The following is a 14,648-nucleotide window of genomic DNA, read 5'->3' as shown; positions in this document are numbered from 1 at the left end:
TGGGAGGGCGGGCCGTTTCGGCGTCTCAGGCCTGCACGGGCAGGCGGCGGCAGGCGGTGATGCCGGCCAGTTCGGAGTCCTTGAGCGACTCGACCACGACCTTGCCGTAGACCGAGGACGAGAAGATGACCTCGGGCAGGTCGGACTGGCTGCGCTCGGCCATGATCGCCGGGGTCTTGGGGTCGCCGCCGTGCTCGATGAACACGAGGTCGCCCGGGTGCAGGTCCTCGAACTCGACCGCCTCGCCGGACTCGATGAGCGCGTCGTTGAAGCGCGGCACGTCGATCCCCAACTGGCGGTAGACGATCCATACCAGGCCGGGGGCGTCGATGCCGTAGGCGCTGACGCCGCCGTGGAGGTACGGGATCTCCAGGAGCTGCTGGGCGAGCTTCACCGCGTCGAGTCCGGCGGAGATGAGCCCGATCGAGGGCGGCTCCGCCTTCGACAGCACCGCGACGGGTTCGTTGGCGAGGTCCCGCTGGGGCACCCAGCCGGGCTGCCGCGGTCCGGGCAGGCTCACCGGGACCCAGCCTCGGTAGGCGGCCCCGACGATCCGCAGTCGGGTGCCGAGCGTGACTCCCGGGATGGCGACGTCGCCGCCCGGTTCTTCGCGCACGGCGGTCGCGGTGGCGCTCACGAAGTGCTCGACGCCGTCGGTGTCGCCCTCGGCGGGGTACACCAACTGGTCGAGCGGGACCCAGCCGGAGGTCTCCTGCTGGGGACAGATCACCTCGGCCCAGCCGTCGGTAATCCGCTGGACCTCGACGCGGGTGCCGAGGAGGCACTGGGTCCGCACGCGTCCTTTGAGGCCGTTGGCGCGGATGTCGTTGGTGAGCCGGGCGACCCATTCGCGGATGGCGGAAGGCACGCCGAGCGCGAGTCGGTCCTCCGGTCCCGGGGCAGAGGGCTGGGCCCAGAGGGTCGCGACTGCGACGGCGATCAACGCCGGTTGTCCAGGTGCGATCGGCACGGTTGGTTCTCTCCGGATGGCTCGAGCGGTTCGTCGTATGAAACGCGAGCAGGGGGGACCTCCACCAGCCCGCCGCGTTCTTCGCAGCACCGACTACCCACTGTAGCAAGTGTATCCAGATGGCGACGCTGCGGTCCGAGGGTGATGTCCGATGCCGATACCGCCCAATGGCCGTGAACCATGCGAAAGGTCCCCCTCGCCGGTGCTGTGGCAAGATTTTTGCCATGACCGCAGTGCACGAAGCCCTCAGCCGCCTGTCCGCCGCCGCCGACGCGGGGGAGGACCCGGCCGCCGCCGATCTCGAAGCGGTGCTGGCCAGCACTGACGCCGAGCTCATGGACGTGGTGGCCGCCGCCGCGCGGCTTCGCTTCCGCCACTTCGGGAACACCGTCAAACTCAACTACCTGGTGAACCTCAAGAGCGGGCTGTGCCCCGAGGACTGCGGCTACTGCTCGCAGCGCCTCGGCTCGAAGGCCGACGTCCTCAAGTACACGTGGCTGAGCCCGGACCAGGCCGCCGAGCAGGCCGCGGCCGGGGTCGCGGGCGGGGCCTCGCGGGTGTGCCTGGTCGCGAGCGGGCGCGGTCCGACCGATATGGACGTCGAGCGGGTGGGCAAGACCATCGCCGCGGTGAAGAACGCCGCGCCGGGCGTCGAGGTGTGCGCGTGCCTGGGCCTGCTCAAGGACGGCCAGGCCGAGCGCCTCGCCGACCTCGGCGCGGACGCCTACAACCACAACCTCAACACCTCCGAGGACTCGTACGCCGAGATCTGCTCGACCCACACGTTCAACGACCGGGTCGACACCGTCAACGCCGCGCACGGCGCGGGCCTCTCCCCGTGCTCGGGCCTCATCGCGGGCATGGGCGAGTCGGACGCCGACCTCGTCTCGGTCGCCTTGGGGCTCAGGGGACTCGACGTGGACTCGATCCCGGTCAACTTCCTGCTGCCCTTCGACGGCACACCGCTCGAGGGCACCTGGGAGCTCGACCCGCGCCGCTGCGTCCGCATCCTGGCGATGGTCCGCCTGGCGAACCCCGCCGCCGAGGTCCGCCTCGCGGCCGGGCGCGAGGTCCACCTGCGGCACCTGCAGGCCGTGGCGCTCCAGATCGTGAACTCGATCTTCCTCGGCGACTACCTCACGAGCGAGGGCCAGGCCGCGAAGGACGACCTCGCCCTCATCGCGGACGCGGGCCTGGTGCCGCTGGGCCTGGAGGCGATGCCCGAGGCGGCCCCCGAAGCGGTGAGGCCCCGCAAGCGCGGCGCGGGCACCGACGTCGCCCCGAACGCCTAGCGTCGCTCCCGGGCCGAACGAACGACGGAGAACTTGACCGAACGCCGGACCCCGTAAATCGACAAAAGCGCATACGATTTCGCTTCACGTGTTACTTACTCACGAGTAAGTGACCCATTGGTAGCGAATACGTCAGAGGTCATCGTCATGCGTTCTCCCACAACGGTATCGGCAATCGCGGCACTGGCCGCGACGGCGTCATTGGCCCTCGTGGCCTGCACCGAGCCCGAGGAGGAGGCCACGCCCGGCGTCACGGCGGACACTGTGACGATCGGCACTCATCAGCCGCTGACCGGGCCCGCGGCGGCCGGGTACGCGGCGATCTCGGCGGCCACCGCGGCCTACTTCGAGTACGTCAACGCGGGCGGCGGCATCAACGGTCGCATGATCGAATACCTGGTCAAGGACGACTCCTACGACCCGACCGCCACGCAGACCGCGGTGACCGAGCTGGTCGAGCGCGACGACGTGCTCGCCATCGTCAACGGCCTCGGCACCCCCACGCACGCCTCGGTGCTCGACTACGTCGACGACGAGGGCGTCCCGGACCTGTTCATCTCCTCGGGCTCGCGGGAGTGGAACCAGCCGGACATCTACCCCAACACCTTCGGCTTCAACGCCGAGTACGTCACCGAGGGCGCCGCGCTCGCCCAGTACGCGGTCGACCAGCGGCCCGACGCGACGGTCTGCGTGCTCGGCCAGGACGACGACTACGGCGAGGGCATCCTCGAGGGCGTCGAGATCGTCATCGACAGCAACGAGGTCGCCCAGGTCGAGACCTACCTGTCCTGGGACGATGACCTGACCGACCAGATCATCGCGCTCAAGACGGCGGGCTGCGAAGTGAACATCCTCGGCACCATCAACGGCTTCACCGCCATGGCGATGGCCACGGCCGCGGAGCTCGACTGGTCGCCGGAGTGGTACGTCTCCTCCTCAGGCGCCGACTACCCGACCCTGCTCCAATACCTCGGCGACGCCGGGCCGACCCTCCTCGAGGGCATGGTCAGCGTGAACTACCTGCCGTTCAACGCCGACAGCGAATGGAACGCGCTGTTCAGGCAGATCAACGACGAGTACAACGACGGCGCGCCGTTCACCGCCAACACGGTGTTCGGCATGAGCGTGGGCTATCTGTTCGCCGAGGCGCTCGCTGCCGCCGGCGACGAGCCCACGCGCGAGTCCCTCATCGCCGCGGTCGAATCGGGCGGCCTGCGCGGCAACGGCATCGTGCCGCTGACCTACAGCGACGGCAACCACGCCGGGTACCAGACCGTCGGCATCGCCACGATCGACGACGGCGTCCAGGACTACGAGGGCACCACGTACCACTTGAACGTCGGCCAGGTGACCGAGGTCGAGGCCGCGCCGGTGCCGCTGGAGAACGGCGGCATCCCGCAGGGCTGAGCTACTTCACGAGCCTCGCGGTCGACTCGCGGACCACGAGCTCGGTGGCCAGTTCCAGACGGGGCGAGTCGATGTCGTTGCCCGCCGCCATCTCGAGGACCGTGCGCGCCGCGAGGGCGCCCATTTCCGCGAGGGGCTGGCGGACCGTCGTCAGGGGCGGGCTGGTCCACCGGGATTCGGGCAGGTCGTCGAAGCCGATGACGCTCACGTGCTCGGGGATGCGCAGGCCCGCCTGGCGGATCGCCTCGTAGGCGCCGAAGGCCATCTGGTCCGAGGACGCGAAGATCGCCGTGGGCGGCTCGGGCAGGCGCAGCAGCGCGGCGGCCGCGTCGAAACCGGACTGGTGGTAGAAGTCCCCGTCGTAGATCAGCGCCGGGTCGAAGGGCAGCCCCGCCGCGTCGAGGGCGGCGCGGTAGCCGTCGAAGCGCGCCCGGGAGCACAGCACCTGCTTGGGGCCGTGGATGAAGCCGATGCGGCTGTGGCCCAAGGAGATCAGGTGCTCGGTCGCGGCGAGCCCGCCCGCCCAGTTGGTGGCGCCGATCGCCGGGGCGTCCATCGTGGGACCGCCCGAGGGATCGAGCACGACCATGGGGACGCCGAGGTGGCGCAGCTGCTCCAGGATCGGGGACGCGAGCTGGGAGACCACCAGGATCACGCCGTCGGAGGCGCGGGTGCGGAGGTTGTCCAGCCACTGCTCGGTGGAGGCGCGGCGCCGGTGGACCGCCGAGACCACCGTGCCCACGCCCGCGGCGTGGGCCGCGTCCTCGACGCCGCGGATGATCTCCACGGCCCAGGGGCTGTCCAACTCGTTGAAGACCAGGTCGACCAGGCGCGCGCGGCTCGGCGCGCGGGTGGAGCGGCGGCGCTGGTAGCCCCGCTCGTTCAGCAGTTCCTCGACGCGCTTGCGCGTCTCGGGGGCGACGTCCGAGCGGCCGTTGATGACGCGCGAGACCGTCGGCACGCTGACGCCGGCCTCGTCGGCGATGGCGCGGATCGTGATGCGCCCATGTTCGTCTTCGCTCAAGGGTCCTCCTGGTCGTTCCTGCCCAACCGTAGTGCCGACATCTTATAGCGGCACCTCTGGGCTCCCGGATTCCACCCGAAACTTTCGAGAACTTTGCTCGATTAAGCGTCCTGGGCAAACGCATCCCAAGACAAAATCAAGCCTAGAAGTAGCCCGTCATCAATGTTATGGTGTGCAAACCTGTATCGAAAACGATCAGAAAAGTTTCAGAAACTATCGGCCCGGAACCAGCGGTTCCAGTGTTCCGGGCCGCTTGAGTGGAGCAGCATGGACACCGACACCCCCGCGGACGCGGCCGAACGCGCCGCCGGTCTTGTCAAGCGGATGACGCTCGAAGAGAAATGCGCGCAGCTGTACAGCCTGTGGCGCGGCGTCGACGCGGACGCCGCCGACATGGCCCCGCACCAGAGCGAGCAGACCGGCGGGGTCTCCGAGGACGAGGCCATCGCGCACGGCTTGGGCCAGCTGACCCGCCCCTTCGGCTCGGCCCCCGTTCCGGCCGCCGAAGGCGCCGCCAACCTCGCCGCCCTCCAGCAGCGCATCCGCGCCTCCAGCCGCTTCGGCATCGCCGCACTGGCCCACGAGGAATGCCTCACCGGTTTCATGGCCCACGGCGCCACCATCTTCCCGACCGCACTGGCCTGGGGCGCGACCTTCGACCCCGAGCTCATCGGCGCGATGGCCCAGCAGATCGGCGTCACCATGCGCAGCGTCGGCGTCCACCAGGGCCTCGCCCCCGTGCTCGACGTCGTCGCCGACTCGCGCTGGGGGAGGACCGAGGAGACCATGGGCGAGGACCCCTACCTCACTGGCACGCTCGCCACCGCCTACGTCTCGGGCCTGCAGGACTCCGGCATCATCGCCACATTGAAGCACTTCGCCGGGTACTCCGCCTCGCACGCGGCCCGCAACTTCGGCCCGGTCTACATGGGCCCCAGGCAGTTCGCCGAGACCTACCTGACTCCGTTCGAGATGGCCGTGCGCATCGGCCGCGCCGGCTCCGTGATGCCCTCCTACGCCGCCAACGACGGCATCGCCTCCCACGCCAACCCCGAACTCCTGCAAGGCGTCCTGCGCGACGAGTGGGGCTTCGACGGCACCGTCGTCTCCGACTACTTCGGCGTCAACTTCCTCAACTCCCTCCACAGCGTCGCCGCCGACCGCACCGACGCCGCCGTGCTCGGCCTCGCGGGCGGCGTGGACGTCGAGCTGCCGAGCGTCGACTGCTACGGCGAGCCCCTCCAGGCCGCCGTGGCCGCCGGGCGCATCGACGAAGGCGTGGTCGACCGCGCCGTCGAACGCGTGCTCACCCAGAAGATCGAGCTCGGCCTGCTCGAGGAGCTCCCCGAGCCCGCCGCGGTGATCGACCTCGACCCGCCCCACGCCCGCGCGCTGGCCGCCGAGGTGGCCCGCAAGTCGATCGTGCTCCTGGCCAACAACGGCACGCTGCCGCTGCAGGCGGGATCGGAAACGCAGCCCGGACGGATCGCGCTCGTCGGCCCCGTCGCCGACGACAAGGCCGTCATGCTCGGCTGCTACGCCTTCCCCAACCACCACGGCCGCAACGACGCCGCGTCGATCGACTCGGACGACCCGTACCCGCACGTCGACATGGGCGTCTCGATCGCCACCGTCGTCGAGCGGCTCACCGCGGACCTCCCGGGCACGGCCATCGAGCACCTCGCCGCGGGCTCCGTCCTCGACGCCACCGACGCCGAGATCGCCGCGGCCGCGAACGCCGCCGCCGCCGCCGACCTCGCCATCGTCGCGGTCGGCGACCGCTCCGGGCTCTTCGGCCGCGGCACTTCCGGCGAGGGCTGCGACGCGCCGACGCACGCGCTGCCCGGACGCCAGGCGGAACTGGTCGAAGCGGTGCTCGACTCGGGCACGCCCACCGTCCTCGTGGTGATCTCCGGTCGCCCGTACGCGCTCGGCACGGCCCCCGAGCGGGCCGCCGCGATCGTGCAGGCGTTCCTGCCCGGCCAGGAGGGCGCGGGCGCGATCAGCGCGGTGCTCACCGGCGCCGCCGAGCCCGAAGGCCGCCTGCCCGCGGGCGTCCCGGCCCGCCCCGACTCGCCGCCCGCCACCTACCTCGCCCCCGAGCTCGCCCGGCGCTCCTCGGTCTCCTCCGTGGACCCCACGGCCCAGTACGTCTTCGGCTACGGCCTTTCGTACACCGAGTTCGAATGGGACGCACCGGAACTCGTGTCCGGCGCCGAGGTCGGCCCCGAAGGCGTCGTCGAGCTCGCGGTGCGCGTGCGCAACACCGGAGCGCGCCACGGCACCGAGGTCGTGCAGCTCTACCTCCACGACCCGGTGGCCTCCGCGGTCCGCCCCGTGCAGCGCCTGGTCGGGTTCGCGCGGCTCGAACTGGCTCCCGGCGAGGCCGGCGAGGCCCGCTTCGCGATGCCCGTCGACCTGGCCGCGTTCGTGGGTGTCGACGGCGAGTGGATCGTCGAGGCCGGGGCGCTCGAACTGCGCGTCGCGCGTTCGGCCGCCGACACCGTGGCCTCGCTCGACGTCGAGGTGACCGGCTCCCGCCGCCTTGAGCCGGGGACCCGCGCTCTGGCGACCCAGGTCACCGTCGCGACCGTTGTCGGCTAGTATTGACCCGAACGCTGGAAAGCGTTTACAGACCCTGTGACGAAGGAGTCCACTGTGTCCTCCCCCTACCGCCTCGCCGTGGTCGGCACCGGCGGCATCGCCCACCTGCACGCCGAACAGCTGCGCGATCACTGCCAGGGCCGGATCGAACTGGTCGCGGCCGTCGATCCCGACACCGACCGGCTCGACGCGTTCAAGGAGAAGTTCGGCGTCGAGCACGGCTACGCCTCGATCGAAGCGCTCCTCGCCGCGGAGGCCCTCGACCTGGTCGACCTGTGCACACCGCCCGTGGCCCACGCGCCCGGCGCCATCGCCGCCCTAGAAGCCGGGGTCGGCGTCATCTGCGAGAAGCCCCCGGCCCTCAGCCTGGCCGAGTTCGACCGGATCGCGGCCGCCGCGTCCGCCTCGAAGGGCGACTTCGCGCTCATCTCCCAGCACCGCTTCGGCTCCGGCGCCGACCGCGTGCGCGACATGATGGCCTCAGGCGTCCTCGGCCGCCTCGCCGTCGCCAAATGCGACACCCTCTGGTACCGCCCCGAGGAGTACTTCGCGGTCGAATGGCGCGGGCGCTGGGAGACCGAGGGCGGCGGCCCCACCATGGGCCACGGCATCCACCAGATCGATACGCTCCTCTCCATGGTCGGTCCCTGGTCCGAAGTGGTCGCCACCGCGCACCGCCACCGCCGCATCACCAACACCGAGGACGTCTCGCACGCGATCGTCACGCTCGAATCCGGTGCGTCCGTGGTCATCACGAATTCGTTGCTCAGCCCGCGCGAGGTCTCGCAGATCCGGCTCGACTTCGACAACGCCACCGTCGAGCTCGACCACCTCTACGGCTACGGCGACGACAACTGGAGCATCCACCCGATCGACGCCGCCGCCGAGGAAGTGAACCTCGCCTGGGCGGGCGAGCCGCGCGGCAAGTCCTCGGGCCACTACGCCCAGTTCCTGCGCGTCGCCGACGCCCTCGACGGCAAGACCGCCCCGCCGGTCACCATCGAGGACTCCCGCCGCACCTTGGAACTGCTCGCGGCGATCTACGCCTCGGCCTTCACCGGCAAGCGCGTCCGCGCCGGCGAGATCGACCCGACCTCGCCGTTCTACCAGCGCATGGACGGCACCGGCGCACCCTGGCCCGACCGCAAGTGACGACCTACCGGAACGACTGGAGAGAACACCGATGACGCTGAACCTCGAAGACGACGGCACCGCCCTCTCGATCACCAGGGGCGACTTGCAGATCCTGCGCTACGTCTATCGTCCGCAGAACGCCCAGTTCGAGTCTCCGCGGCCGTACTTCGAGCCGCTCTACGACCTGGCCGGCAACCAGGTGAGCCTCTACCGTCCGCACGACCACGTGTGGCACAAGGGCATCGCGCTCTCGATCCCGAACGCGGGCCCGGAGAACTTCTGGGGCGGCGCGACCTTCCGCCGCGGCAAGGGCTACGTGGACGAGAAGAACGACGGCTCCATGGTCCACCAGGAGTTCACCGAGCTCACCACGGACGAGAACGGCGTCAAGGCGGTCGAACGACTCGACTGGGTCACCCAGGACGGGCGCCACTTCTTCTCCGAGACGCGCAGCTTCGCCGTCACGGTCCTCTCGGACGACACCTGGGTGCTCTCCTTCACGACCGCGTTCACCAACGACACGCAGGACACGGTCGTCATGGGCAGCCCCACCACCGAGGGCCGCGAGAACGCCGGCTACGGCGGCTTCTTCTGGCGCGGACCGCGCTCCTTCACCGAGGGCACGGTCTACACCGCCGCGGGCGAAGGCGGCGACGAGAAGATGGGCGAGCGCGGCGACTGGCTCGCCTTCCGCGGCAAGCACGACTCCGTCGACGCCGTCTCCACCCTGGTCTTCACCGACCACCCGGAGAACCCGACCGCGCCCGTCAAGTGGTTCGTGCGCACCACCCCGTTCGCCGCGGTCTGCCCCGCGCCGTTCTTCGACACCGAGCTGCCGATGGCGCCCGGCGACACCGTGACCCTGCGCCACGCCGTCGCGGTCTGCAACGGCGACACCGGGATCGACGGCGCCGCCAAGACCGCCGAGCTCGCCGCCGCCGAACTGGCCCGGCTGGGGTAGCCATGAGCGGCTTCCCCGGCGGCACGGCCGTCTCCCTCGTCACCGTCTACAACTGGCCCACAGTGGACGGCCAAGCGGGCGGCAGCCCGCACCTGCACACCGCCTCCACCGAGGGCTATGTCGTCGTCAGCGGCACCGGAGCGGTCGAGACCCTCTCGGGGAACGGCTACGAGCGCCGCGACCTCGCGCGCGGGACCGTCCTGTGGTTCACCCCCGGGACGGTCCACCGCCTCGTCAACGGCTCGGGCGACCTCCAGGTCGTGGTGGTCATGCAGAACGCGGGCATCCCCGAGGCCGGGGACGCCGTGTTCACCTTTCCCGAAGCGACCCTTGCCGACCCGGAGGCCTACCTCGCCGCCGCGACCGCGCCCGCCGCTCCGGGCCTGAGCGAGGGCGAACGCGGCGAAGCCACCAGGGCCCGACGGGACCTCGCGATCGACGGCTACCTCGCCCTGCGCGAACGCGTCGAGACCGAAGGCCCGACGGCCATGCGGCCCTTGTGGGACCGGGCGGCCCAGATCGTCGCGTCCCGCACCGGGACCTGGCGAGGACTCTGGGCCGACGGCCCGAAGGCCCAGGCCGACGCCACCGGCGCCCACCTGGACGCCCTCGCGAAAGCCGAAGCGGCCCACCTGTGCGACGCCCACGTCGGCGACGCCGGGGACGCGGCCGCCAAATGGGGCATGTGCGGACGCCTGGAGACCTGGGACCTGCGCCCCTGACCGAAGCGCGACAACGGGCCGGACGTTCCTGGACGAACCTCCGGCCCGTTCCGGTCGGCGATCAGGATCGCCGCGACCGCCCGCGCCGTCCATACCTCATCGTGTGTCTGCGGTTACGATTGTTGCCGGACTTCGAAGGAGCGCAGTTGGCCGACCACCACCCAGCCGAAACCGGGATCATGATCGACGCCGCGACCACGGCCGATCGCGACGACGCCATCTGGATCGAACCCGACGGCGACGGCTTCGACGTCTGGATCCACATCGCCCGCGTCGCCGACCACGTCACCACGGGCGGCCGCGCCGACGCCGAGGCCCACCACCGCGTCCACACCCGCTACCGGCCCGAGCACACCGAGCACATGCTCCCCGCGCCCGTGGTCGAAGCCGCCTCCCTCGAACCCGGCCGCGAGAACGACACCTTCGCCGTCCACCTACGACTCGACCACGCCGGGCAGGTCCGCTCCGCCGACCTCGGCCCCGGCCGCCTCACCAAGTCCTGGGTCATGACCCACGGCGAGGCCGCCGACGCCGCGAACGACCCCGGCCACCCCCTCCACACCACCCTCGCGCTCGCCCTGCGCTTCGCCCAGACCATGCTCGCCGCCCGCCGCAACGCGGGCGCCCTCGCCTTCTACGACCTCCTCTCCGGCTTCGCTACCAACGAAGAGGGCCAACTCGTGCGACTCGACAGCGCCGAGCGCAACTCCGGCTACATCATCGTGCAGGAGTTCATGATCGCCGCCAACGCGCAGATCGCCGCGTGGGCCGTGCGCGAGGACCTGCCGATCCTCTTCCGCAACCACCGCCTCGCCGCCGTCGCGGGCGACCCCGCCGAACTGCGCGCCGAGCTCGACTCGATCGCCGCCACCGGCGACGGCGCCGCCTTCGAGATGCTCCGCACCCGCATGCGCATGGTCGCCCGCGCCGCCACCTACGGCCCCACCGTGCACGGCCACCACGGCCTCCAGCTGCCCGCCTACACGCACGCGACGAGCCCGATCCGCCGCTACCCCGACCTCGTCGTCCAGCGCATCCTGCTCGCCGCCGCCCTCGGCCACCCGAGCCCTTACCCGATCGAGGAACTCGAAGCGGTCGCCGCCCACGTCAACGAGCGCGTCGAGGAGGAGCGCCGCGCCAAGGCCGAGTACTTCAAGCAGAAGGCCCACGAGCAGACCGCCCGGCACGCCGAGACCGCCGACTTCGCCGCCCTGCCCTACAAGCAGTACGCCCGCGTCCTCCAGTTCGCCGTCGAACGCGGCGAGAACCCCGCCGGGCTCGCCGCCGACACCGCCCGCCGCCTCGACGCCCGCGAACTCCAGCTCCGCGAGTTCGCCTCCGTCTACCTCTACGGCCGCGGCGAGTTCGAACCGCTGCGCGAGCGCATGAACCGGATGCTCGCCGACGAGCCCCAGCAGGCCCAGTCGATCGTCAACGTCTACCTCCAGGACCGACTCGGCGGCCCGGTCAGCAACGAGACCAACGTGCTCTGGACCGTCGAGGACGCCCCCGGCTTCGAGGGCCCGCTCTTCTCCGCCCAGGTCTCGATCCGCTGCAACGGCGAACAGGTCGACTCGCCGAAACGACTGCAGCGCAACAAGAAGGAGGCCCGCAATCAGGCCGCTCTGGCGCTCGTCGCGGCGCTGGCGGGCCTGCCGGACCCCTCCTCGGACGTGACCGCGAAGCCGCGCACGGAGGGCCCGAAGAAGCTCCTCGTGGACGCCGCGGTCAACCCCGCCGAAGCGGTCCAGATCTACGCCGCCAGGGGGGCGGTCAAACCGCTCACCTGGGATTTCTCGGTCGACGGTCCCTCGCACGAGCGGATCTTCACGTGCCGGGCGGAGGGCTGGATGCCGGCCTCGGGCGAGCACGTCGCCGCCGAGGGGAAGGGCCCGACCAAGCAGGTCGCGAAGACCAATGCGGCTCTTGAGCTGCGCGTCCAGATCGAGGTAGCCCTCGCGCTCGGCGAGACCGGGCGGCACGCGGACGCCTGACGGCGCGGGTCACGCGCGGCCTCGGAGCGCGAAAAGCGTTTCGGCCGCTAGGGCACAATGGGAACGTGCATATTCTCGACGACTTCGCATGGCGCGGCCTCATCCAGGACTCCACCGGTATCGACGCTCTCCGCGAGCACATCGACGCGGGCCCGGTGACCTTCTATGTGGGCTTCGACCCGACCGCGGTCAGCCTGCACGTCGGCCACCTCATGCAGGTCGTCACCGCCCGCCGCCTCCAGCAGGCGGGCTTGAAGCCGCTGCTGCTCGTGGGCGGTGCGACGGGCCAGATCGGCGACCCGAAGGAGGCGGGCGAGCGCAGCATCAACCCGCCCGAGGTGGTGGCCGGCTGGGTCGAGAAGATCCGGGCGCAGCTCTCGCCGTTCGTCACGTACGACGGCGACAACGGCGCGATCCCGGTCAACAACCTCGACTGGACCAGCGAGATGGGCGTCGTGGAGTTCCTGCGCGATGTGGGCAAGCACTTCCCGGTCTCGAAGATGCTCGCCCGCGAGGTCGTGAAGGCCCGGCTCGAATCCGGCATCTCCTTCACCGAGTTCTCCTACCAGCTCCTGCAGTCGAACGACTTCTACGAGCTGCACCGCCGCCACGGCTGCACCCTCCAGTTCGGAGGGTCGGACCAGTGGGGCAACATCACCGCCGGGGTGGACTTCGTGCGCCGCAAGGCGGCCGAGCACGTGCACGCCTTCGTGACCCCGCTGGTCCTCAAGGCCGACGGCACGAAGTTCGGCAAGACCGAAGGCGGCGCGGTCTGGCTCGACCCCGAGCTGACCAGCCCGTACGCGTTCTACCAGTTCTGGGTGAACGCCGCCGACGCCGACGTCGTGGGCTACCTCAAGTACTTCTCGTTCAAGTCCCACGAGGAGATCGAGGAGCTCGAGCGGGCCACCGTCGAGAAGCCCGCCGCGCGCCTCGCGCAGAAGGCGCTCGCGGAGGAGATGACCACGCTGCTGCACGGCGCCGAGGAGACGGCGCACGTCGTGGCCGCCTCGCAGGCCCTCTTCGGCCGCGGCGAGCTCGCCGAGCTGCCCGAGCCGACGCTGCGCGCCGCGCTCGTGGAGGCCGGCCTTGCCGAGTTCACCAAGCCGGACGTCACCGTGGCCGAGGCCATGAAAGAGTCCGGCGTGGTCGCGAGCCTGGGCGAGGCCCGCCGTGCCGCGAAAGAGGGTGGCGCCTACCTCAACAACGTCCGAGTGAGTGATCCTGCGGCCGTTATCGACCAGTCTGTCCTGCTTCACGGGCGGTACGGAGTGATCCGGCGCGGCAAGAAGACCGTCGCCGGATTCGAGGTCGTCAGCTGAGGCATACACTTGGTTGGTTTTGTCGCGGTGAATAGAGGGGGAGAATCGAGTGGCTGAAGACGGCCGCGCCCGCAAGGGTGGAGATGACCGACGAGGCGGCTACGGCCGTCGCGAGGGCGGCGGCTACGGCGACCGTTCGGGCCGGAGCGGCGGGTACAACCGCCAGGACGGCCGAGGGGACAGCCGGGGCGGCTACGGCCGCAGTGAAGGCCGCGATGACCGCCCGCGGCGCTACGAGGACCGGGACGACCGGCCCCGTCGCGACGGCGACAACCGCGGTGGCTACAACCGCGATGACCGTCCCCGCCGCGATGGCGACAGCCGCGGCGGTGGTTTCAACCGGGACGGCCGCAGTGGCGGTTACAACCGTGATGACCGTGGCGGTCCGCGCCGTTTCGAGGGCAGCCGGGACGACCGGCCCCGTCGCGACGGTGACAGCCGCGGTGGCGGCTTCAACCGCGACAACCGCGGTGGTGGCTACAACCGTGAGGACCGTCCGCGCAGCGGCGGGTTCAACCGCGACGACCGTCCCCGCCGCGATGGCGACAGCCGCGGCGGTTACAGCCGCGATGACCGTGGCGGTCCGCGCCGTTTCGAGGGCAACCGCGACAACCGCGGTGGCGGGTTCAGCCGCGATGACCGGGGCCCGCGCCGCTACGACGACCGCCCCCGCCGCGACGACGACCGCCCCCGCCGCGACGACGACCGTGGCGGCCCGCGCCGTTTCGAGGGCAACCGCGACGACCGCCCCCGCCGCGACGGCGACAACCGCAGTGGCGGCTTCAACCGCGATGACCGCGGTCCTCGTCGCTTCGAGGGCAGCCGGGACGACCGGCCGCGCCGGGACGGCGACGACCGTCCGCGCAGCTTCGACAAGCGCGACGACCGCGGCCCGCGCCGCGACGACGACCGGCCCCGCCAGTTCGAGAGCCGCGAGGACCGTCCCCGTCGTGACGACGACCGTCCGCGCCAGTTCGAGAAGCGCGAAGGCGGCCGCGACGAGCGCCCCCGCCGCGACGGCGACGACCGCCCGCGCAGCTTCGACCGCGGCGACCGGGGTCCCCGCCGTGACGACCGAGGCGGCCCGCGCCGCTTCGACCGCGACGACCGCCCCCGCCGCAGCGACCGGGGCGACGACCGCTTCGGCCGCGACGGCAAGGAGCGCCGCGGCAAGGACGCCCTGCGTCCGCTCGAGGAGCGCGAGGCCGGGCACGAAGG

General features: G+C 71.1%; 11 protein-coding genes. 8 read left to right on the top strand and 3 right to left on the bottom strand.

Going from position 1 to position 14,648, the window contains the following annotated elements; genetic code table 11:
- Positions 1–25: 25 nt before the first annotated feature.
- Positions 26–970 (bottom strand): C40 family peptidase, encoded by a 945-nt coding sequence (locus O1R50_RS11875; RefSeq protein ID WP_270110248.1) that lies wholly within the window; start codon positions 968–970, stop codon positions 26–28.
- Between the two features lie 224 nt (positions 971–1,194).
- On the opposite strand from O1R50_RS11875, the gene bioB reads away from it, so the two are divergent.
- Positions 1,195–2,262, top strand: coding sequence for a biotin synthase BioB (bioB, locus tag O1R50_RS11870; RefSeq protein ID WP_270110247.1), 1,068 nt, complete (start codon positions 1,195–1,197; stop codon positions 2,260–2,262).
- A 147-nt stretch (positions 2,263–2,409) separates the two neighbouring features.
- The gene (locus O1R50_RS11865; protein WP_270110246.1) at positions 2,410–3,669 is read left to right on the top strand and encodes an ABC transporter substrate-binding protein; all 1,260 of its coding nucleotides are present in this window, start codon (positions 2,410–2,412) and stop codon (positions 3,667–3,669) included.
- 1 nt (position 3,670) lies between these two features.
- Here the strand turns inward: O1R50_RS11865 and O1R50_RS11860 are convergent, their stop codons facing one another.
- Complete coding sequence (locus O1R50_RS11860; RefSeq protein WP_270110244.1) at positions 3,671–4,693, bottom strand: LacI family DNA-binding transcriptional regulator; 1,023 nt, start codon at positions 4,691–4,693, stop codon at positions 3,671–3,673.
- 267 nt (positions 4,694–4,960) lie between these two features.
- Between O1R50_RS11860 and O1R50_RS11855 the strand changes: the two genes are divergently transcribed.
- The 6 genes from O1R50_RS11855 to tyrS all read left to right on the top strand — a co-directional run bounded on the left by O1R50_RS11855 (position 4,961) and on the right by tyrS (position 13,430).
- Complete coding sequence (locus O1R50_RS11855) at positions 4,961–7,297, top strand: beta-glucosidase family protein (RefSeq protein WP_270110243.1); 2,337 nt, start codon at positions 4,961–4,963, stop codon at positions 7,295–7,297.
- 54 nt (positions 7,298–7,351) lie between these two features.
- Complete coding sequence (locus O1R50_RS11850) at positions 7,352–8,449, top strand: Gfo/Idh/MocA family protein (protein WP_270110241.1); 1,098 nt, start codon at positions 7,352–7,354, stop codon at positions 8,447–8,449.
- A 31-nt stretch (positions 8,450–8,480) separates the two neighbouring features.
- The gene (locus O1R50_RS11845) at positions 8,481–9,392 is read left to right on the top strand and encodes a DUF6807 domain-containing protein (RefSeq protein WP_270110239.1); all 912 of its coding nucleotides are present in this window, start codon (positions 8,481–8,483) and stop codon (positions 9,390–9,392) included.
- A 2-nt stretch (positions 9,393–9,394) separates the two neighbouring features.
- Positions 9,395–10,114 (top strand): cupin domain-containing protein, encoded by a 720-nt coding sequence (locus O1R50_RS11840; protein WP_270110238.1) that lies wholly within the window; start codon positions 9,395–9,397, stop codon positions 10,112–10,114.
- Positions 10,115–10,260: 146 nt separating this feature from the next.
- Positions 10,261–12,108 (top strand): RNB domain-containing ribonuclease, encoded by a 1,848-nt coding sequence (locus O1R50_RS11835; RefSeq protein WP_270110236.1) that lies wholly within the window; start codon positions 10,261–10,263, stop codon positions 12,106–12,108.
- 65 nt (positions 12,109–12,173) lie between these two features.
- Entirely contained in the window at positions 12,174–13,430 is a 1,257-nt protein-coding gene (gene tyrS, locus O1R50_RS11830) for a tyrosine--tRNA ligase (protein WP_270110235.1), read from the top strand.
- Here the strand turns inward: tyrS and O1R50_RS11825 are convergent.
- The gene (locus tag O1R50_RS11825; protein ID WP_270110233.1) at positions 13,423–14,643 is read right to left on the bottom strand and encodes a hypothetical protein; all 1,221 of its coding nucleotides are present in this window, start codon (positions 14,641–14,643) and stop codon (positions 13,423–13,425) included. The genes tyrS and O1R50_RS11825 overlap by 8 nt on opposite strands.
- Positions 14,644–14,648: the final 5 nt, after the last annotated feature.

The sequence above is a fragment of the Glycomyces luteolus genome, assembly GCF_027622875.1.
Classification (GTDB): Bacteria; Actinomycetota; Actinomycetes; order Mycobacteriales; family Micromonosporaceae; genus Glycomyces; species Glycomyces luteolus.
The sequence above is the reverse complement of the archived record's forward strand: the minus strand, read 5'-3'. Positions and strand labels throughout refer to the sequence as shown.

Coding starts and splice junctions, on each gene's coding strand:
- bioB (WP_270110247.1), top strand. CDS start 1,195: ATGACCGCAGTGCACGAAGCCCTCAGCCGCCTGTCCGCCGCCGCCGAC.
- O1R50_RS11865 (WP_270110246.1), top strand. CDS start 2,410: ATGCGTTCTCCCACAACGGTATCGGCAATCGCGGCACTGGCCGCGACG.
- O1R50_RS11855 (WP_270110243.1), top strand. CDS start 4,961: ATGGACACCGACACCCCCGCGGACGCGGCCGAACGCGCCGCCGGTCTT.
- O1R50_RS11845 (WP_270110239.1), top strand. CDS start 8,481: ATGACGCTGAACCTCGAAGACGACGGCACCGCCCTCTCGATCACCAGG.
- O1R50_RS11840 (WP_270110238.1), top strand. CDS start 9,395: ATGAGCGGCTTCCCCGGCGGCACGGCCGTCTCCCTCGTCACCGTCTAC.